An 18,234-nucleotide genomic window follows, 5' to 3' on the forward strand; every position below is an offset into this window, starting at 1 on the left:
TGAACAGTACGAGGAGGTGTATGAATGAAATTACCAGAAGGACTGGCAGGGGTCGTCATTTCTGAGACTAAAATTAGCTCAACCAAGGACGCAATTCTCACCTATGCCGGCTACCCAATTAATGAACTCAAGGATGCGCCGTTTGAAGAAGTCGTATACTTGCTGTGGCATAAGAAATTGCCAACTGAATCACAGCTCAAAGAGGTGCGCCACCAGTTGGTTGATGAAATGAAATTACCGGATGAAACAATTCGGTTAATGAAGTATGTGGCGCTGGAGCCCCAACACCCAATGAGTATTTTACGAACGACGGTATCGTTGCTCGGGACCACCCATAATGATGTTAGACGAGATCAGCCACTCAAAATTTTATCGAAGATGTTAACTGCGATTGCCGCAATCATCCGCTTGCGGGACAATCAGGAGCTGATGAAGGTTAATCCACAATGGGGCGTTGTGGAAAACTTCATGTATTTATTTACGGGCAAACGCCCAACACCGAGTCAGGTCAGCATGTTCAATACGGTGATGGTGTTGCATGCGGATCATGAATTTAACGCATCCACCTTCACCGGACGTGTCGTGGCATCCACGCAAGCGGATTATTATTCTTGTTTAACTGCGGCCGTTTGTGCACTCAAGGGCCCCTTGCATGGTGGTGCTAACGAGCAAGTTTTCAAGATGTTAGAAGAGATTCGTCATACCGGACAAAAGCCCATTGACTATGTCAACAAGCGAATTGCGGCCGGTAAAAAAATCATGGGATTTGGTCATCGAATTTATAAGGATGGTGATCCCCGCGCCAAAATTTTACGCGGAATTGCAGAACAGATTGCAGACGAGACCAATAATTCGGTGTATTTCAACCTCCAAGAGCAAATTCGGGATTACATGTTTGAAAAAACACATCTGCATCCCAATGTAGATTACTATACGGCATTAATTTACCATTGTTTGGGGTTGGATAAGTCAACATTTACGACAATGTTTGCGGCTTGTCGAACGGCGGGATGGTTGGCACACATTATGGAACAACAAAGTGATGGATGCCTCATTCGGCCATCGTCAGAGTATGTGGGACCGACTGGTCGGCACTATCCAGGACATGAGAAGGAGAATCAAAAAAAATGACAGCGGAGAAGATTACGAAGGTCAACGGGAAGATGATGGTACCAGACAATCCCATGATTCCCTACATTCAGGGGGATGGTATTGGACCGGAAATTTGGCAAGCAGCCCAGAAAGTATTTGATGCGGCAGTTCAAAAGGCGTATCAGGGGGCGCGACGTGTTAGCTGGCAGTCGCTGTTGGCAGGAGAGGTTGCATTTAAGGAAACGGGCCAGTGGCTTCCGGATGATACACTACGGGTATTAAAAGAGGATCTGGTTGCCATTAAGGGACCACTGACAACGCCCATCGGTGAGGGACATCGCTCAATTAACGTGACGCTGCGGCAGAAATTGGACCTATACGCATGTTTCCGGCCAGTCAATTATTACGAAGGCACGCCATCACCGGTGATTCATCCTGAACGGGTCAATATCGACGTGTTTCGTGAAAATACTGAGGATATCTATGCGGGAATTGAAGCGGATGTGGGAACGCCAGCAGCTCAGGCAATTAAGCAGTTACTTGCATCTCAGGGACAACTCGAGAAGGTGCGCTTCCCCGAGACCGCGGCATTTGCGATCAAGCCAATTTCGAGTGAGGGGACGAAGCGGTTGGTGAAGGCGGCCATTGAACATACCCTGAACCATCAGCGCCATACCCTGACGCTAGTTCATAAAGGCAACATCATGAAAAAGACCGAGGGTAGTTTCAAAAAATGGGGGTATGACTTTCTCGAGAATCAGTATGCAGAACAAGTATTTACAACACCACAGTATGAGCAGATCGCACAAAATTCCGGTGCTGATGCAGCAGATCAGGCCTTAGCTAACGCCAAACAAGCGGGGAAAGTAATCGTGAACGATGTGATTACCGATAATTTCTTTCAACAGGCGTTGTTGCGACCAGAAAACTTTGAGGTTGTTGCAACAATGAACTTGAATGGTGACTATATTTCAGATGCATTGGCAGCTCAAGTTGGCGGAATTGGGATTGCACCTGGTGGTAACATCAATTATGAAACCGGCCATGCAATCTTTGAGGCCACTCATGGTACGGCACCGCAGTTTGCGGGGCAGAATCGATTAAACCCAACTTCGATTATTTTATCTGGTGCGATGATGTTCGACTACATCGGCTGGTCAGAGGTCGCGACACTGATTCGACAGGGAATCCAATCCGCAATTAAGCGTCATCACGTGACAGAAGATTTCGCAACCGACGACACAGCGACCATCCTGTCAACCAGCGGGTTTGGTGACTACGTTGCTAATCATCTATAATGAACAATCTAAAAAGCGCGTCACCGATAGTTGGTGGCGCGCTTTCTGGGTGTGTTTTCTGAGAGGAGTTGTGATAGACTGATGGGATTAGGAAAGAAGGGAAAAGATGGACGAATTATTAATTGGCCTGTTTGCAATTGTGGGTGGCGTTTTGAGATGGCTGGTGGGTCAGTTACTACCAACTGGTCAGTGGCCGCTGACAACACTCTTGATCAACTTAGTGGGAAGCTTTTTGTTGGCCTGGATGTCTGGCAATATCGTGCGGCGGTTGAAAATTCCGGCGGCTCTGAGCCTAGCACTTGGAACGGGGATGATTGGCGCGTTCACAACATTCTCAACGTTGACACTGGATGTTTACCATCTTATTTTGAGTCAGCATTGGTGGTTGGCATTAACATACATAGTAAGTAGTATTATCGGTGGAACCTTGATGGCGGCCGCAGGAATGTGGTTAGGCTCGAATCAAAGACGGGAGGCTTCAATCGATGATTAGTGGCGTGTTAGTTGGCGGTGGCGCTGCTCTTGGTGCCATTGCCCGTTATGATACGACTAAGTGGATCAAGCAGCAGCGTGCCAGTACGTTTCCAGTGGCCACCCTGCTGATTAACTGGCTGGGAGCCCTGATTTTGGGGGTAGTGGCAAGTCATTTTAATGCAACCACTGGCTGGTATGCGCTTCTGGGAATTGGATTTTGTGGTGGCTTTACAACGTTTTCAACATTGAGTCTGGAAACGGTGGTGTTAATTAAGCAACACTACTATCGTTTGGCGTTTTACTACGTTTTTGCGACGTATGTTGGTGGGTGCATTCTACTGGCGGGCGGATACTGGTTATAAAAAAACGGATGTTGCATGAAGAAGATGCAACATCCGTTTTAAATTTACTTAGTATAGTCAATATTTTTCGTTTCTTTGGTCAGTGCTAAGGCAACGAAGGAAAAGACGGCCATTACACCAAGGTAGAGACCAACATACTTGACACCCCAAGTATCGGCGAGCCAAGTAGCGATTGTTGGCGCAAAGGCTGCACCGATAATTGCTGCGAGGTTGTATGCGAGTGCCGACCCCGAGTAGCGAACCTTGGTGGAAAAGAGTTCGGGAAGTAAGGCCCCGACAGGTCCGTAAATGAAGCCCATTAGGAAAAAGCCAATCACGAGAAATGTGAGTGCCCCACCAGTGTTATGCTGACCACTGAGGAGGTAAGGGAAGGCAAACGAAAAGACGACGAGCGCAGCGGAAATGGTCATGAGCATCTTTTTGCGACCCCAGAAATCAGCCAAGTATGATGATGCTAAGATCATGGCGGCAAAAACAACGATTGCGGTCATGAGTAGTAAGAGATAAGCACGATTAGAGAAGCCTAAGGTGGTTGTTGCATAGGTCAATGACCAAGTCGAGAGGGTATAGAAAAGGGTATAGGTTACCGAAACGATAAAGGTTCCTTTGAGAATTTGACGCCAGCTAGTTCTAAAGACATCTTTCAATGGTGATTTTGTAACTTGCTGTTTTTCTTGTGCTAGTCGGAAAAGCGGTGTTTCCTGCATTTTTTCACGAACCCATAGGCCGATGGCAACCATCACGAACGAGGCTAGAAAAGGAATTCGCCAACCAAAGCTTAGCATTTGTGCGGGGGTTAAGAATGATTCCAAGACGAAGAACAGGCCATTGCAGAGGAAAAAGCCCAATGGTGCACCGAGTTCTGGAAATGATCCATAGGGCGCGCGTTTTCTTTTGGGCGCGTTTTCTGTGGCGACTAGTACGGCGCCGGACCATTCACCGCCAAGACCGATTCCTTGTACGAAGCGACAAAGGCAAAGGAGTAGGACGGCTGAAAAGCCGAGAGTCGCGTAACCGGGAAGAAAGCCAATGAGGACAGTTGAAAATCCCATGAGAACTAGTGAAACTAGTAACGTTTTTTTTCGACCGATTTTGTCACCAAAATGACCAAAGACAAAGGATCCTAACGGTCGGGCGACAAATGAAACACCAAAGGTCAGCAAACTAAGTAACACCGCAATTGCGGGGGTCATAGTTGGAAAAAAGACTTTGGGAAAGTAGGCAGCTGCCGCGGTCCCATAGGCGTAAAAATCGTAAAATTCAACCGCGGTCCCAATCATAGATGCTAGGATGACGGTTTTAACGGAATCTCGCTTGAGTTTGGTTGTTTGACTCGTATGTAATGTTGTAGGTGTAACTGTTTCCATATAATTCACTCCTCAATTATGTATGCCGTTGGTATTAAGTACAATAAAAAACTGATCGATGATTTGCGATCCTCGCCTCCTAGAGGGTGATGTTAGTGATTTAGACAAATAAAAAAGCCAAGAGCAACAAAACAGCTCTTGGCGAAACCAACGCTGTCCGCGGAGAAGTGCGGACAATCAAAACTATCGCCCACACTTGGTAATTGTATGGTCGATAATAATGTTAACTTGTACGCTGGTTAAATTCATTTATCAGGACTCCTAACATCAATTTGATGTCGTTAGCATACGCCTGAAAGTAAGATTTGTAAATGGCAAAATAATTAGAAAATGAAAAAAATCTAATGTTTCTGTGTCGACTAACTTGATGAAACGTGAGCAAGACTAGTTTGTGTAAAAAATATTTTTTGCTGCACTAAAGGGAATACATTTTGTGGTGGAAATAAAAATAATGACATAATTAGGTGGATGGAATTAATTGATATTATTAGTTTTAATCCGCTTCCAGACAAATGAAAGAAGCAGTGAAAACGGATACGAATAAGTTTTCACAATGTTTTCATTTATAAAAAAGTCTTATTTTTATTGTTTAATCGTCAAAATATTTATGCTATAATTTTGGACATTCTAACGGTGAGAGGGTGTCGGATAATGGAGCGGGTTGCAAAATCAACAATGACAAAGAAATGGATGTTGGCGATGATATCGCTTGGCGTATTGGTCGTTATTTTTGTGCTGTGGCTGTTACGTCCGGACCTATTAACTTCACCAACCGTCGTCGGCAATAAATGGTTTAACATCTATTTGGTTGTTGGGACTTGGGCGGTCGTTCATGCAATATTCAACGCAATTGAGCGCGGAATCGTTGCTTTACCGCAGTTGATGGCGCCGACCTTCGATAGAACGATCGGTCCGCAAGAGGCTGCCGAAAACCGACTGGGTTGGTTTTCCCTGATGACATTGATCATCATTCCCATTGTCTCGGTGCCGGTTATGCTGTCACTACACCTCGAACTCAGCAGTACTCAGTCGCTGGTCTCGTTACTACATGAGGGTGCTTTACTTACAATTGGATACTAAAAAACGATCCTCAGTTGAATGGGGATCGTTTTTTCGCTATTAGGGGTATAGGATAGTACTTCTTAAACAATATTCCAAAAATATAAAATATCATTGGCAAGATGGCTTAAGACAAACTCAATTAACATAACCAAACTGGGAGAAAGCAGTTATGATTATTGTAAGAGATGTTATACCAATAATTATAAAATTACAAGTAAAACATTCTTAAAATATATATAACGACTAAATAAAAAAAGTCGATCACTAGCCAAAAGGCTCCGAGATCAACTTACAATTGGGCATACTGGGCTCGAACCAGTAAATTACGGATTCAGAGTCCGCTGCCTTACCAATTTGGCGAATGCCCAATGATTTTCTTCGCTATCGCTAACGAACGATAATAATTATACAAAATCATTCGACCAGATTCAACCATTCTTTTTGAAAAAATAATAAATTATCCAAAATAAGTCTAATTTGGTACAATGACAGGGAGAGAATTAAGGAGGAAGTACAAAATGGCAAGTAATTCTGATTCAATTTACTATCTACTGACGCATATGCAATCCCAACCTGAGCTATTTACGGCTGAACCTCTCCGGTATGGTAATGTCATTACACTAAGTGTTCCAGATACATTTAAGGTCGCGGACGCGGATATCTATTTTCCCGATCAAAAGTTAATGGTTAACCGCTTGAGTGTTGATTTTGTCGCAAAAAATGGGGAGTTATTGGATTTCTTTTATGACATGACAAAGCAGGAGATTCCTAACTACCATGATGTGTGGGTGACAACGTCGCACTTGGTCGCTAAGGGACGTTACTTAGTTGAATTATCTTTCGAATAATTCTTGACACTGTCTCCTATTATCGATATACTATTTATTGTATTTTTGCCCGCTGGTCAAATTGGTTAAGACGTCGCCCTCTCAAGGCGGAGTTACGGGTTCGATCCCCGTGCGGGTGATATTCAAGCTACCAGATGTTTTCTGGTAGCTCTTTTTTTATCCTTTAAAGCTTGATATAGCAAGTCATTGGTCCATGTTGACAGATTATATCAATGGCGAGCTGGGCCTCAGATTACGACTAAGTCGCCCTAATTGAAAAGAAATCAAAGATGTTGACAATAGAATGCTAAACCTGATTAAAAGTAAGCTGTTGGGAAAGTTTTCAAAAAATGAGAAGATATTAAGCGAAATATGTAAAATTTAAATTATACAACGGGCTTGAAATAGCACCATTAGTATCATGTCCATTTTTTTGAAAACTTACTTGACATCTTCTCCTAATGTGACTAGACTTTTATTAAATTCTCGTTAGAATTGTGAGAGTTCAATACATATTTCTTTGGAGGCATCATTTATGACAAAAGCACCAGAACCGTCAACGATTGATTGGAAGAACTTAGGTTTTGAATACATGGACTTACCATTTCGCTACTTAGCTCATTGGAAAGACGGCCAGTGGGATGAAGGCGAGCTGACAGAAGACTCAACACTACATATTAGTGAGGGTGCGACAGCACTCCACTATGGGCAAGCAGATTTTGAAGGATTGAAGGCTTACCGGACAAAGAATAACGAAATTCAATTGTTCCGGCCCGATCAAAACGCCCAACGGATGCAAAACAGTTGTAAGCGGCTGTTAATGCCAACGATGCCGGCTGATCGTTTTATTGATGCAGCAATGCAAGTGGTTAAAGCAAATGAAGACTTTGTACCACCTTATGGTACTGGTGGCACGCTTTATCTCCGACCACTCATGATTGGTGTTGGTGGTACCATTGGGGTTCACGCTGCACCTGAATATATCTTTACGATCTTTGCAATGCCGGTTGGGGCCTACTACAAGGGTGGCGTTAAGCCGACAAACTTTACGACTTCATATTATGACCGTGCTGCGCCTCATGGTACGGGGCAAAGCAAAGTGGGTGGTAACTACGGGAGTAGCTTGCTTCCTGGTGATGAAGCACATAAAGCGGGTTACTCTGATGTGGTTTATCTCGATCCGGCAACCCATACTAAGATTGAAGAAGCCGGTTCTGCAAACTTCTTTGGTATTACTAAGGATGATAAATTTGTAACACCAAAATCAGATTCTATTTTACCAAGTGTCACAAAGCGGTCGTTACTGTTTCTTGCAAAAAATCGACTGGGTCTGGAAACAGAAGAAGGCGATGTCTTTATCGATGATCTTGATCGGTTCAAGGAAGCTGGTGCGATGGGAACCGCAGCCGTAATTGCACCAATTGGTGGCATTGAGTACAAGGATGACTTGCATGTCTTTTACAGTGAGACTGAGGTCGGTCCAATTACTCAAAAACTATACAATGAACTTACCGGGATCCAATTTGGTGATATTGAAGCTCCCGAAGGCTGGATTTATAAAGTTAAATAGCCAAGTAAATTGCACTCGGCTCAAAGCGTGTATCTTCCTCAAGATGCACGCTTTTTTATATGATTGACTTTTTGTAAGTAAAAGTGTAAGTTAAGAAACCGTTAGGTACCTAAGTGTTTATGTAAAGGAGTCAATTATGAACGATGAATATAGTGATTTATCGCAGGAGATGTTTCATCTGATGCAAACGATGAGGCGAATGAGCCTCGTTAAAATGAAGTCTCAACATGGGATTCATCATGGTCAAGGGCATGTTTTAGGCATGTTAATGAAGCATAACGATGTTGCGCAAAAAGAACTCGCCCAATGGCTCAACATCCGCCCAGCTTCGTTAACGGATCTACTTGAAAAATTGGAACGTGATCAGTTGATCGTTCGGTCCCGAGATCAAAATGATCGACGGGTGGTGCGGGTATCGATTACTGAGAAGGGGCAACAAATCGTACGGCAAAATATTCAAGTTCGCCGAGAGATTGAAGCAACGATGTTTGGGAGCTTGTCGGGAAGTGAGATCCAAACGATGACGACGATCTTGCAAAAAATGTCTCAATCGTTACAGCAACAAATTAAGAAAGCAGGCGATGGTCAATGATAAAAATTGCACGCAAAAATTTAGTCTGGTGGGCGGTGACCTTAGCCGTCGCTTTTCTGTTGGTCCAGGTGAGCTGTGATTTATATCTGCCAACAATTACGTCAGATCTAATTGATAAGGGAATTGCCAAAAATGACACCGCCTATATTTGGCAGCAAGGAATTAAGATGATGCTGGTGTCGGTCATTGGGTTAGTTGCGGCTGGCGGAAACGTCTATTTTGCATCGACTCAAGCGATGAAGGTGGGCCAAAAGCTACGTTCACAAATGTTTAGCAAGGTAGTTAACTTTGCTAGTCGTGAGTTCACTGATTTTGGCGATGCATCGCTAATTACTCGAACGACCAACGATATTGTCCAAATTCAAAATGTGATGGTTACCATTTTACGGATGATGCTCCAATCGCCGATTATGCTGATTGCGGCTGGTGTACTGGCGTTTAACCGGGAAGCACGGTTGACAAAGGTCTTCTTAATTTCACTGCCAATTCTGGCAATTTGTGTGATTGTGATTATGTATTTCGCGGTGCCACTCTTTAAAAGTATTCAGAAGAAAACCGATCGGATTAACTTGGTGTTTCGTGAAGGGTTAACGGGGGTCCGGGTAATCCGTGCCTTCAATCAGGATCAATTTGAACAGGATCGCTTCGATGGTGCTAACCAAGATTATACGAAAACGGCGATGAAGGCCTATACGCTGGTTTCATTTATGTTTCCAGTGATGACCCTGATTTTAAGTGGTACGAACATTGGCATTATTTGGCTAGGCGGGCACTTAATTGCCGATATGCAAATGCAGGTTGGTAATTTGGTTGCTTTCATGACGTATGCTACTCAAATTTTGATGAGCTTTATGATGCTTTCGATGGTCTTCGTGTTTGTCCCGCGGGCGTCTGCTTCTGCAGCACGGATTAATGAAGTTTTGACTCGCCCAAGCTCGGTGAGCGATGTTCCGGTTGAACAGCAACAGCAGTTTGACGCAACGCAGCCGGCATCACTAACTTTTAAGGATGTCGCCTTCAAGTACCGTGGCGCCGAAAAAAATGCGCTAACGGCAGTTAATTTTGCAGCACATGCTGGACAAACGGTAGCGATCATCGGCGGAACCGGATCTGGTAAATCAACATTAGTTAATTTAATTCCGCGACTGTTTAATCATGATCAAGGGGAGATTTTAGTCAATGGTCGATCGATTGACCAAGTCGCACAGCATGATTTGCACGACCTGATTTCAATTACGCAGCAAAAAGCGGTGCTGTTTAAAGGAACCATTAGATCGAATTTGCAGTACGGGTATGAACAGGCAACGGATGAGGTGATGTGGCGAGCACTTGAAATTGCACAGGCCAAAACGTTTGTCGAGGAAAGTGGTGGACTAGACGCGGTTGTTGAGCAAAATGGCGGGAACTTCTCTGGTGGTCAGCGCCAGCGTCTAGCAATCGCACGAACGATCATCAAGCCTGCTAGTATTTATGTTTTCGATGATTCATTTTCTGCACTTGATTTTAAGACGGATGCCCAATTACGGTTGGCATTGAAACAAGATCAGCAGGTTCAACAGGCTGTGACCGTGATTGTTGCACAGCGGGTTTCAACGGTCGCAGATGCTGATTTAATTTTGGTTCTGGAAGACGGTCAAGTGGTCGGCCAAGGTACCCACCAAGAGTTGAAAGCAACCAATGCCACATATCGGCAAATTATTGAATCACAAATTCAGGAAGGAGATGGCGCACATGCATAATCATGGACCAAAGGGTGTCGTTGATACGCCACATAACTTTTGGAAAACGACTGCTCGTCTCTTTCGTTATATGAATAAATGGATTCCAGGAATTGTATTGTCCGTTATCTTGGCGGGCGCTTCGGTTATTTTGTCGATCAATGCACCTAAGATTCTTGGGAAGGCAACGACTGAAATCTTTAGCGGGGTGATGAAGGGCTACCGGGAAATGAAGATGGGGCTGCATGTCTCCAAGTTACCGATTGACTTTGATAAAATCATTCATATTATGATCGTTGTGGCGTTACTGTATGGATTTTCCGCGCTGTTCAGCGTGGTGCAGCAGGTCGTGATGACTCGTATTTCACAACGAGTTGTTTATCAGTTACGGAAGGACTTTAAGGCGAAAATGCAGCGGGTTCCGGTCAGCTATTATGATACGCATTCTAACGGTGATATCATGAGTCGTGCTGTTAACGATATGGATAATATTGCGGGGACGTTGCAACAAAGTTTGATTCAAATTGTGACGAGCTTGTTAACGTTTTTCGGTGTGCTGTATATTATGCTGACGATCAGTTGGAAGTTAACATTGGTTTCATTAGTCATTATTCCACTGAGTTTGTTAGTGGTGGGGGTCATTGCACCGCATTCCCAAAAGCTCTTTGCCCGGCAACAGGCAACGTTGGGAAAAATTAATGATCAGGTTGAAGAAACCTATGCCGGCCATACCGTTGTTCGGACGTTTAACCATGAACAAGATGCGGTTGATGAATTTGAACAACAAAATGCGGTTTACTACAAAGCCTCTTGGAAGGCCCAGTTCTTTTCAACCCTGATTTTTCCCATGATGAATTTCATTAAAAATATCGGTTACTTGTTGGTGGCCGTTCTCGGAACAATTCAGGTGGCACACGGACAAATCACGCTCGGGAACGTTCAGGCTTTCTTGCAGTATACGAATCAGTTTTCTCAGCCAATCACCCAGATTGCCAACCTTACTAATACCATTCAGGCGACGATCGCATCGGCCGAACGGATTTTTAGTGTATTAGACGAACCGGAGATGATTGATGGGACGCAACAATTTGAACAGCAAGCTGTTCAGGAAAATAAGATTGTCTTTGACCAGGTGGCTTTTAGTTACGATGAAACGCCATTAATTAAAGACTTTAGTCTGAACGCCCAGCAAAATCATATGGTGGCAATTGTCGGGCCGACGGGGGCTGGTAAGACAACCATTATTAATCTGTTGGAACGATTTTATGATATTCAAGGCGGACATATCTACCTCGATGGTCAAGAAACGCGGAATATGAGTCGAGAGGCGGTTCGACAGCATTTTGCGATGGTATTGCAGGATACGTGGTTGTTTACCGGAACAATTTACGATAACATCAAGTACGGAAGAGAAACTGCGACAGAGGAAGAAGTGTGTCAGGCAGCTCGGGATGCGCATGCTGACAGCTTTATTCGACAGCTGCCAGATGGGTATCAGACTGTTCTCGATGAATCTGCGTCTAATATTTCGCAGGGACAACGGCAATTGCTGACAATTGCACGGGCATTTGTTGCGGATCCTGAGATTTTAATTTTAGATGAAGCGACAAGCTCGGTTGATACACGAACGGAGTCCCTGATTCAGTCAGCGATGAGTCATCTACAACGTAACCGAACCAGCTTTGTGGTGGCACACCGGCTCTCTACCATTCGAAATGCCGAAAAAATTATTGTAATGGATCATGGGCAGATTGTTGAAACCGGTAATCATGAAGAGCTGATGGCTCAAGATGGGTTCTATGCGGATCTTTACAATAGTCAATTTTTAGGCAATGAAATTTAGGAGGCATGGTTGTGCGTTACCAAAAAACAATTGCTCAGTTGCACGCACTGGTAGATGATCAGGTTGTTCCAGGTGTTTCATATACTATTTTTGACGGTGAAGAAAAGACTGAGGAAGTTTTTGGCGCTAGTCAACTACAGCCGACGACTCAGCCACTATGGCAGGGGGCCTTGTACGATGTTGCATCTTTGACCAAAGTTGTAGGTACGACCACGGTTATGATGCAATTGGTGCAAGACGGCAAATTGTCCGTTGACGATGAAATTTGCCGTTATTTACCAACATTTGGTGATGAACGGGTTACAATTCGTCATTTAATGACCCACACATCTGGAATTACGGGATATATTCCGAACCGGAATCAGTTACGCCCCGATCAATTAACACAGGCCCTTCTTGGGTTACATGTTGGTGAAGATTTTAACCAACGGGTGAAGTATGCCGATATCGGATTTATTTACTTGGGGTGGATTATTGAACATTTTTATCACCGTCCCGTTCAACAGGTAATTCAGGAGGCAGTATTAACGCCCTTAGGAATGGATCAGAGTACCTTTCAACCGATCGCGGCACAGTGCGTACCGACGGAGATTCAACCACAGCGGGGGTTGATTCGCGGAAGTACTCATGATCCAAAAGGTTATATTTTAGGAGAACACTGCGGGTGTGCGGGACTGTTTTCGTCATTGAGCGATCTAACCCGTTTTGGTCAGGCAATGGTCACTGATAATTTAGCCGGAATATTGACGAACGAAACGATGGATCATCTGTTTGTCGATCAAACACCGATGCCTGGTTATCACGGTCGTTCGTTTGGTTGGCGTGTATTACCGACGTGTGACAATCAGCCGCACATGGTTATTTATCACACTGGGTACACAGGAACCTGGATGATACTAGATCGACAAACTAAACAGGGCTTTATTATGCTTTCTAATCGGGTACACCCGAGCGCTAATAACCCCGAGTTTATTGAGCGTCGTCATCAATTAGTTCAAACGTATCTACAAGAAAAATAGGCAAAAAGGCTGGACAAAACGTGAGTTTTGTCCAGCCTTTTTCATGACTATAAATTGTAATGGTCAGGGCCGCGAAGCGCGGCTGTTGCCGAGTTCGTTTAAATTGCGCTAGCGTTTTCCAACTTTAAAAAGTTGGTTTAATTTCTAGTGCTTCTTGTGCGCTGAGATCAGCATCGGGATACTTGTTGTGGAGTGCTTTAAGCAGCATTCGTTTAGCGAGTTCACCGTTACGGGTCAGAATGGGGCCGTGGAAGTATGAGCAATAAGTTTGCTTATAAATGGCACCTTCTTGATGATCCTCACCGTTGTTACCATGGCCGTCAACGACAACGCCGAGGGGTTGTTCACTTTTACCAGTGTAGGTTTTGCCATTATGGTTTTCGAAGCCATGGTATGTTTCGCCAGTTTGTTCATTTTTTATGGTGATATCCCCAATAAAACGATGATGGTCCTGACTCAAGGTATAGTGATCGAGGGCACCAATTCCCTGAATCTTTTCACCATCTGCGCCAATGTAGTAGTGGCCTAAAAGTTGATATCCACCACAGATTGCAAGCATTGGTTTGTCATCATTAATAAACTTAACAATGCCATCTTTTTTTGTTTGGATATCTTTCGACACGATCATTTGCTCGTAGTCTTGACCTCCACCGAAAAAGGCAAGATCAAACTGATCAGGATCAAATGATTGTTCAATACTGATGACTTTGGTAGTTAAATCGGCGTCCATTAAATTGGCATAGTAGCGGAGTGCTAGAATGTTACCAACGTCACCATAGGTGTTGAGAAGGTCGCCATATAAATGGGCTAAGTGTAATGAATATGTTGCCATTATGCTTCCATTCCTTCCTTGATGTAGCCTTGTTCGGCTAGTTGTTTGCGCAATTGTAACACAGCTGTGTAGGTTGCCAAAATATAAACCTTTTTCGTGGGCAGTGTTTTGAGCTTATCGACCACTTTAGCCAGATCGGGTTCGGTGATTGGATCGTCAATACCGGCAACTTTGAGTCTAAAGGTGATGTCCTTATAACGTTCGCCACCCGTCATAAATGCAGGAATTGCATGCTCCTTCAGTTTTTCGAAGTTACCGTCCCAAATCCAGCTGGTATCAATTCCGTCGGCGTAGTTGGCATTGAGGAGGCCTACAAACGAAAAGGGATCATTATCCGTCAGAATCATATCTAGCACTTGGTTTAAGCCAACGGGATTTTTAACCAGGATCAAGGTGACCTGTTTACCGTCGACGTTAATCACCTCTTGCCGTCCGAAAACCTTCTTATCGGCTTCAAAGGCGGTTTGAATTTGATCTTGAGAAACGTCTAAAAATCGACCGAGGGCGTAGGCAGCGAGTGCGTTATAAATGTTGTACATACCACCAATCATGACCTTATATTCGTGATGGTCAATTTCAAACGTCGAACTAGTGGGGGTCAATTCGGTCAGTTTGTTGACTTGATAGTTAAGGGTGGGCCGTCTAAAGCCACAGTGGGGACAGAAGTAATCACCCAAGTTAGCGTAAGTGATAAACCCGAAGTGCAAGATATGGTTACACTTGGGGCAAAGCAACCCATCTGTGTTAGCCGGCGCTTTGATATCACCAGCTAGTTGATGGTTAAAGCCGTAATAGATGATTGGGTTTGGTAGTTCTCGCGAGTTGAAAATTTGTTCGTCACCATTGGCAATAATGGTAGCTTCAGGTGCGAGCTTCACACCGGCCAAGATTTTATCATAAGTCGTGTAAATTTCACCATACCGATCCATTTGATCCCGAAAGAGGTTGGTAAAGACAAAGGCGATGGGGGTGATATATTTAGTGACCTTCACAACGTTAGCTTCGTCAACTTCAAGGATGGCCAGGGTCTTACCCCGTTTTGATTTTTGAGCCGTGATGAACGTCGTTACGATGCCCTGTTCCATGTTAGAACCAGTGGGGTTGGTCAGAACGTTGTCATACTTTTGTTTCAAGACGCGAACGCTCAGAGCAGTGGTCAACGTTTTGCCATTGGTACCGGTGATGATGACCACATCATATTTTTTGCCGAACGCTTTTAAAATATTAGGATCAATGGCGGTAGTGATTTTCCCAGGTAGGGAGCTTCCACCGTGTAAAAAAGTATGCAAGAACCAGTAACTTGACTTGCCGGCGGCAGTGGCCAAAGTACTTCTAACTGACATGTGACATTTTCCTCCAATGGTTGAGTCGTATTTAATGTAAAAAAACTATTTTAACGCCTTATTTTAGCGTTAATTCACCTAAATCACAAATATTACATGACTTCGGTAGGTTACCACTACATAATCTATCATATTTTATTTTAGAAATAAGCTAAAGATTGTTTAAATTATGTGATAACCATTGTCAAAACAGATAATTATTGGGAAGTAAGCGAAATCAATTAGAAAACAATATTTGTTCGGAGAACTAAATTTGTTATACTATAAAAGAATCTGCAAAGAAAAAGGTGAACACAAGTGGCCCAGCTATTTTTTAAATACGGTGCAATGAATTCAGGAAAATCAATTGAGATCTTAAAAGTGGCTCATAATTATGAAGAGCAGGGTAAGTCGGTCATTATTTTGACTAGTGGTGTCGACGATCGTGCGGGTGTGGGCAAGATTGCCAGCCGAATTGGCATGCAACGTGCTGCAGTACCGGTGATGCAAGATACCAACGTGTACGATTACGTGAAGACAACTAACACGCAGGCTGCTTGTGTGCTGATTGATGAAGCGCAGTTTTTAACGAAGGCCCACATTATCCAATTGACCCAGATTGTCGATGACCTTAATATTCCAGTCATGACGTTTGGATTAAAGAACGATTTTCGCAATCAGTTGTTCGAGGGTTCTAAATACCTGTTGATTTACGCTGATAAAATAGAAGAGATGAAGACCATTTGTTGGTTCTGCACGAAAAAGGCGATTATGAATTTGCGTGTGTTGGATGGTAAGCCCGTCTATGAAGGACAACAGGTCATGATTGGTGGCAATGAATCCTACTACCCGGTATGCCGAAAGCACTATTTTCATCCCAAGTTAGACTAAGCAATAAAGGAGATTATGATGGACGAAATCTTTGATAAGTTACAGTCGGTTGCCGACCGTTACGACGAATTAAACGAATTAATTAGTGATCCAGATATTATTGCGGATACGCAAAAATTTATGAAGTTGTCAAAAGAAGAAGGCAGCTTACGGGAAACCGTTGAAAAGTATAACGAGTACAAAAAAATTACGCAGCAGGTGAGCGATGATGAGGAACTCCTCCGCGAAAAACTAGATCCAGAAATGGAAGAGTTGACGAAGGAAGAATTAGCAGAATCTAAAGCCCAACAGGAAGAACTTGAACAGGCGTTACGGGTGTTATTACTCCCTAAGGACCCAAATGATGATAAGAACATTATTATGGAAATTCATGGGGCCGCTGGTGGGGATGAAGCGAGCCTATTTGCTGGTGACTTATTTGAAATGTATACCCGATATGCCGAAAAGCAGGGGTGGACAACTGAGGTGGTTGATAAAAACGAAACCGAGGTTGGTGGATTCAAGGAAATTGTCCTGATGATTACTGGGAACAGTGTCTACTCGAAGCTGAAGTACGAGAACGGTGCACACCGGGTTCAACGGGTGCCAGTGACCGAATCGGCGGGACGGGTTCATACGTCAACCGCGACTGTTGGGGTTATGCCCGAGGCTGAAGATGTTGATATTGATTTGGATCCAAAGGATATTCGGACTGATGTTTATCGGTCATCTGGGGCCGGTGGTCAACATATCAACAAGACGTCATCAGCTGTACGAATGACGCATTTACCAACTGGAATTGTGGTGGCGATGCAAGATCAACGGTCACAACAACAAAACCGGGCCAAAGCAATGCAAATTCTAAAGGCGCGGGTTTATGATTACTACCAGCAAAAAGAACAAAGTGCCTACGATGAACAACGGAAATCTGCTGTTGGTACGGGGGATCGTTCGGAACGAATTCGGACCTATAATTATCCTCAAAACCGGGTAACCGATCATCGAATTGGCTTAACGCTGAATAAATTGGATCGAATTATGAATGGCGAGTTAGATGAAATTATTGATGCACTCGTCATTGCGGATCAAGCTGAAAAAATGGAGCAACTCCGTAATGAATAACACAATGACTTACCAGGAAGCCCTTAGTTGGGCTTCTTCTTGTATTGAGGGAAAAAATGTAGATCAGAATGCACCACAGTTTATCATTACGATGCTAAATGATTGGTCCACGACTGATTGGTTACTGAACCGGCGCCACCGCATTCCAGCAGAGCAATTCGCTTTTTTGCAGGAGGCGGTGCCCCGTATTTTGGCGCATGAACCAGCACAATACATCGTTGGCAAGGCCCCGTTTTATGGCCGCTCGTTTACCGTGAATGATCAAGTGCTGGTTCCTGAAAGTGAAACAGAAGAGCTTATCGAATGGGTGCTCGAAACGCTTCCCGCTCAACGGCCGGTCCGTATTTTAGATCTTGGTACGGGCAGTGGCGTGATCGGCATTACCCTGAAACTGGAACGGCCTCAATGGCAGGTTACCATGAGCGATTTGTCACCAACGGCATTAATGGTGGCTCGGCAGAATGCAGCACAATTGGGGGCTCAGGTCACGTTGTATCAAAGTGATGTTTTCGATCAGTTACCTCCTGATGCGACATTTGATGTGATTGTGACTAACCCACCATATATAGCAGATGCGGAACGTGATCTAATGGATACGGCAGTGCTCAAATACGAACCGGCAATGGCGCTATTTGCTGATCATGAAGGATTGGCAATCTATGAACAAATTGCATTGCACCTCGAGAATCGATTGGCGCATAACGGGATGCTATTTGGTGAAACCGGGTTTCAACAAGAAAAAGCGATTCAAACACTGTTTCACCAATCTCTTCCCACAGCAACAGTGGATACTAAACATGATATTAATGGCCTAATGAGAATGGTTCGGGTGCGATTAAATCAGAAAGAAATGGAGTGAGTGAA

Annotated in this window: 17 protein-coding genes and 2 tRNA genes; 15 read left to right on the forward strand and 4 right to left on the reverse strand. The window is 44.0% G+C overall.

Features of this window, described 5'->3' with window-relative positions:
- Window positions 1-24: 24 nt before the first annotated feature.
- From FC26_RS11265 to crcB, 4 genes are all read left to right on the forward strand, one after another.
- Window positions 25-1,131 carry a citrate/2-methylcitrate synthase gene (locus tag FC26_RS11265; RefSeq protein ID WP_057780741.1) on the forward strand — a complete coding sequence of 369 codons (1,107 nt, stop codon included), beginning with the start codon at window positions 25-27 and terminating at the stop codon, window positions 1,129-1,131.
- Window positions 1,128-2,390, forward strand: a complete 1,263-nt coding sequence (icd, locus tag FC26_RS11270; RefSeq protein WP_057780744.1) for an NADP-dependent isocitrate dehydrogenase — start codon at window positions 1,128-1,130, stop codon at window positions 2,388-2,390. Before FC26_RS11265 ends, icd begins: the two co-directional genes overlap by 4 nt.
- A gap of 106 nt (window positions 2,391-2,496) precedes the next feature.
- Window positions 2,497-2,883: a fluoride efflux transporter FluC gene (locus tag FC26_RS11275; protein ID WP_057780747.1), complete on the forward strand. Its 387-nt coding sequence runs from the start codon at window positions 2,497-2,499 to the stop codon at window positions 2,881-2,883.
- Window positions 2,876-3,226 (forward strand): fluoride efflux transporter CrcB, encoded by a 351-nt coding sequence (gene crcB, locus FC26_RS11280; RefSeq protein ID WP_057780751.1) that lies wholly within the window; start codon window positions 2,876-2,878, stop codon window positions 3,224-3,226. Before FC26_RS11275 ends, crcB begins: the two co-directional genes overlap by 8 nt.
- Before the next feature lie 44 nt (window positions 3,227-3,270).
- Here crcB and FC26_RS11285 read toward each other — a convergent pair whose 3' ends face one another.
- A complete protein-coding gene (locus tag FC26_RS11285; RefSeq protein WP_057780754.1) occupies window positions 3,271-4,593 on the reverse strand; it encodes an MFS transporter in 1,323 nt (440 codons plus the stop codon).
- 699 nt (window positions 4,594-5,292) lie between these two features.
- Here FC26_RS11285 and FC26_RS11290 point away from each other — a divergent pair.
- The gene (locus tag FC26_RS11290; RefSeq protein WP_157061207.1) at window positions 5,293-5,673 is read left to right on the forward strand and encodes a hypothetical protein; all 381 of its coding nucleotides are present in this window, start codon (window positions 5,293-5,295) and stop codon (window positions 5,671-5,673) included.
- A 277-nt stretch (window positions 5,674-5,950) separates the two neighbouring features.
- Here the strand turns inward: FC26_RS11290 and FC26_RS11295 are convergent.
- Window positions 5,951-6,023 (reverse strand) — tRNA-Gln (locus FC26_RS11295).
- A gap of 150 nt (window positions 6,024-6,173) precedes the next feature.
- Between FC26_RS11295 and FC26_RS11300 the strand changes: the two genes are divergently transcribed.
- From FC26_RS11300 to FC26_RS11330, 7 genes are all read left to right on the forward strand, one after another.
- Entirely contained in the window at window positions 6,174-6,503 is a 330-nt protein-coding gene (locus FC26_RS11300) for a hypothetical protein (protein ID WP_057780761.1), read from the forward strand.
- 46 nt (window positions 6,504-6,549) lie between these two features.
- Window positions 6,550-6,622 (forward strand) — tRNA-Glu (locus tag FC26_RS11305).
- Window positions 6,623-7,017: 395 nt separating this feature from the next.
- Complete coding sequence (locus FC26_RS11310; RefSeq protein ID WP_057780764.1) at window positions 7,018-8,052, forward strand: branched-chain amino acid aminotransferase; 1,035 nt, start codon at window positions 7,018-7,020, stop codon at window positions 8,050-8,052.
- A gap of 136 nt (window positions 8,053-8,188) precedes the next feature.
- Window positions 8,189-8,644 carry a MarR family winged helix-turn-helix transcriptional regulator gene (locus FC26_RS11315; protein ID WP_057780767.1) on the forward strand — a complete coding sequence of 152 codons (456 nt, stop codon included), beginning with the start codon at window positions 8,189-8,191 and terminating at the stop codon, window positions 8,642-8,644.
- A complete protein-coding gene (locus FC26_RS11320) occupies window positions 8,641-10,383 on the forward strand; it encodes an ABC transporter ATP-binding protein (protein WP_057780770.1) in 1,743 nt (580 codons plus the stop codon). The genes FC26_RS11315 and FC26_RS11320 overlap by 4 nt, the downstream gene beginning before the upstream one ends.
- Window positions 10,376-12,205, forward strand: coding sequence for an ABC transporter ATP-binding protein (locus tag FC26_RS11325; protein ID WP_057780773.1), 1,830 nt, complete (start codon window positions 10,376-10,378; stop codon window positions 12,203-12,205). Before FC26_RS11320 ends, FC26_RS11325 begins: the two co-directional genes overlap by 8 nt.
- A gap of 5 nt (window positions 12,206-12,210) precedes the next feature.
- Window positions 12,211-13,224: a serine hydrolase domain-containing protein gene (locus FC26_RS11330; RefSeq protein ID WP_057780776.1), complete on the forward strand. Its 1,014-nt coding sequence runs from the start codon at window positions 12,211-12,213 to the stop codon at window positions 13,222-13,224.
- A 124-nt stretch (window positions 13,225-13,348) separates the two neighbouring features.
- On the opposite strand, the gene FC26_RS11335 is transcribed toward FC26_RS11330, so the two are convergent.
- The gene (locus FC26_RS11335; protein WP_057780778.1) at window positions 13,349-14,056 is read right to left on the reverse strand and encodes a type 1 glutamine amidotransferase; all 708 of its coding nucleotides are present in this window, start codon (window positions 14,054-14,056) and stop codon (window positions 13,349-13,351) included.
- Window positions 14,056-15,399 (reverse strand): Mur ligase family protein, encoded by a 1,344-nt coding sequence (locus FC26_RS11340; protein WP_057780781.1) that lies wholly within the window; start codon window positions 15,397-15,399, stop codon window positions 14,056-14,058. Before FC26_RS11340 ends, FC26_RS11335 begins: the two co-directional genes overlap by 1 nt.
- Window positions 15,400-15,696: 297 nt before the next feature.
- Here FC26_RS11340 and FC26_RS11345 point away from each other — a divergent pair, with 297 nt between their 5' ends.
- Genes FC26_RS11345 through prmC form a run of 3 tightly spaced genes read left to right on the forward strand, consistent with a single transcriptional unit; the run spans window position 15,697 to window position 18,229 of the window.
- Window positions 15,697-16,269, forward strand: coding sequence for a thymidine kinase (locus FC26_RS11345; protein ID WP_057780784.1), 573 nt, complete (start codon window positions 15,697-15,699; stop codon window positions 16,267-16,269).
- An 18-nt stretch (window positions 16,270-16,287) separates the two neighbouring features.
- Window positions 16,288-17,370: a peptide chain release factor 1 gene (gene prfA, locus FC26_RS11350; protein WP_191978894.1), complete on the forward strand. Its 1,083-nt coding sequence runs from the start codon at window positions 16,288-16,290 to the stop codon at window positions 17,368-17,370.
- Window positions 17,363-18,229: a peptide chain release factor N(5)-glutamine methyltransferase gene (prmC, locus tag FC26_RS11355; RefSeq protein WP_057780790.1), complete on the forward strand. Its 867-nt coding sequence runs from the start codon at window positions 17,363-17,365 to the stop codon at window positions 18,227-18,229. Before prfA ends, prmC begins: the two co-directional genes overlap by 8 nt.
- Window positions 18,230-18,234 lie beyond the last annotated feature (5 nt).

Origin of the sequence: Paucilactobacillus vaccinostercus DSM 20634 (assembly GCF_001436295.1) — a bacterium.
In the GTDB taxonomy this organism is placed as follows: domain Bacteria; phylum Bacillota; class Bacilli; order Lactobacillales; family Lactobacillaceae; genus Paucilactobacillus; species Paucilactobacillus vaccinostercus.

Coding starts and splice junctions, on each gene's coding strand:
- FC26_RS11330 (WP_057780776.1), top strand. CDS start 12,211: ATGGTTGTGCGTTACCAAAAAACAATTGCTCAGTTGCACGCACTGGTA.
- FC26_RS11335 (WP_057780778.1), bottom strand. CDS start 14,056: ATGGCAACATATTCATTACACTTAGCCCATTTATATGGCGACCTTCTC.
- crcB (WP_057780751.1), top strand. CDS start 2,876: ATGATTAGTGGCGTGTTAGTTGGCGGTGGCGCTGCTCTTGGTGCCATT.
- FC26_RS11285 (WP_057780754.1), bottom strand. CDS start 4,593: ATGGAAACAGTTACACCTACAACATTACATACGAGTCAAACAACCAAA.
- FC26_RS11325 (WP_057780773.1), top strand. CDS start 10,376: ATGCATAATCATGGACCAAAGGGTGTCGTTGATACGCCACATAACTTT.
- prfA (WP_191978894.1), top strand. CDS start 16,288: ATGGACGAAATCTTTGATAAGTTACAGTCGGTTGCCGACCGTTACGAC.
- FC26_RS11315 (WP_057780767.1), top strand. CDS start 8,189: ATGAACGATGAATATAGTGATTTATCGCAGGAGATGTTTCATCTGATG.
- FC26_RS11320 (WP_057780770.1), top strand. CDS start 8,641: ATGATAAAAATTGCACGCAAAAATTTAGTCTGGTGGGCGGTGACCTTA.
- icd (WP_057780744.1), top strand. CDS start 1,128: ATGACAGCGGAGAAGATTACGAAGGTCAACGGGAAGATGATGGTACCA.
- FC26_RS11275 (WP_057780747.1), top strand. CDS start 2,497: ATGGACGAATTATTAATTGGCCTGTTTGCAATTGTGGGTGGCGTTTTG.
- FC26_RS11300 (WP_057780761.1), top strand. CDS start 6,174: ATGGCAAGTAATTCTGATTCAATTTACTATCTACTGACGCATATGCAA.
- FC26_RS11290 (WP_157061207.1), top strand. CDS start 5,293: ATGATATCGCTTGGCGTATTGGTCGTTATTTTTGTGCTGTGGCTGTTA.
- FC26_RS11310 (WP_057780764.1), top strand. CDS start 7,018: ATGACAAAAGCACCAGAACCGTCAACGATTGATTGGAAGAACTTAGGT.
- FC26_RS11265 (WP_057780741.1), top strand. CDS start 25: ATGAAATTACCAGAAGGACTGGCAGGGGTCGTCATTTCTGAGACTAAA.
- prmC (WP_057780790.1), top strand. CDS start 17,363: ATGAATAACACAATGACTTACCAGGAAGCCCTTAGTTGGGCTTCTTCT.
- FC26_RS11340 (WP_057780781.1), bottom strand. CDS start 15,399: ATGTCAGTTAGAAGTACTTTGGCCACTGCCGCCGGCAAGTCAAGTTAC.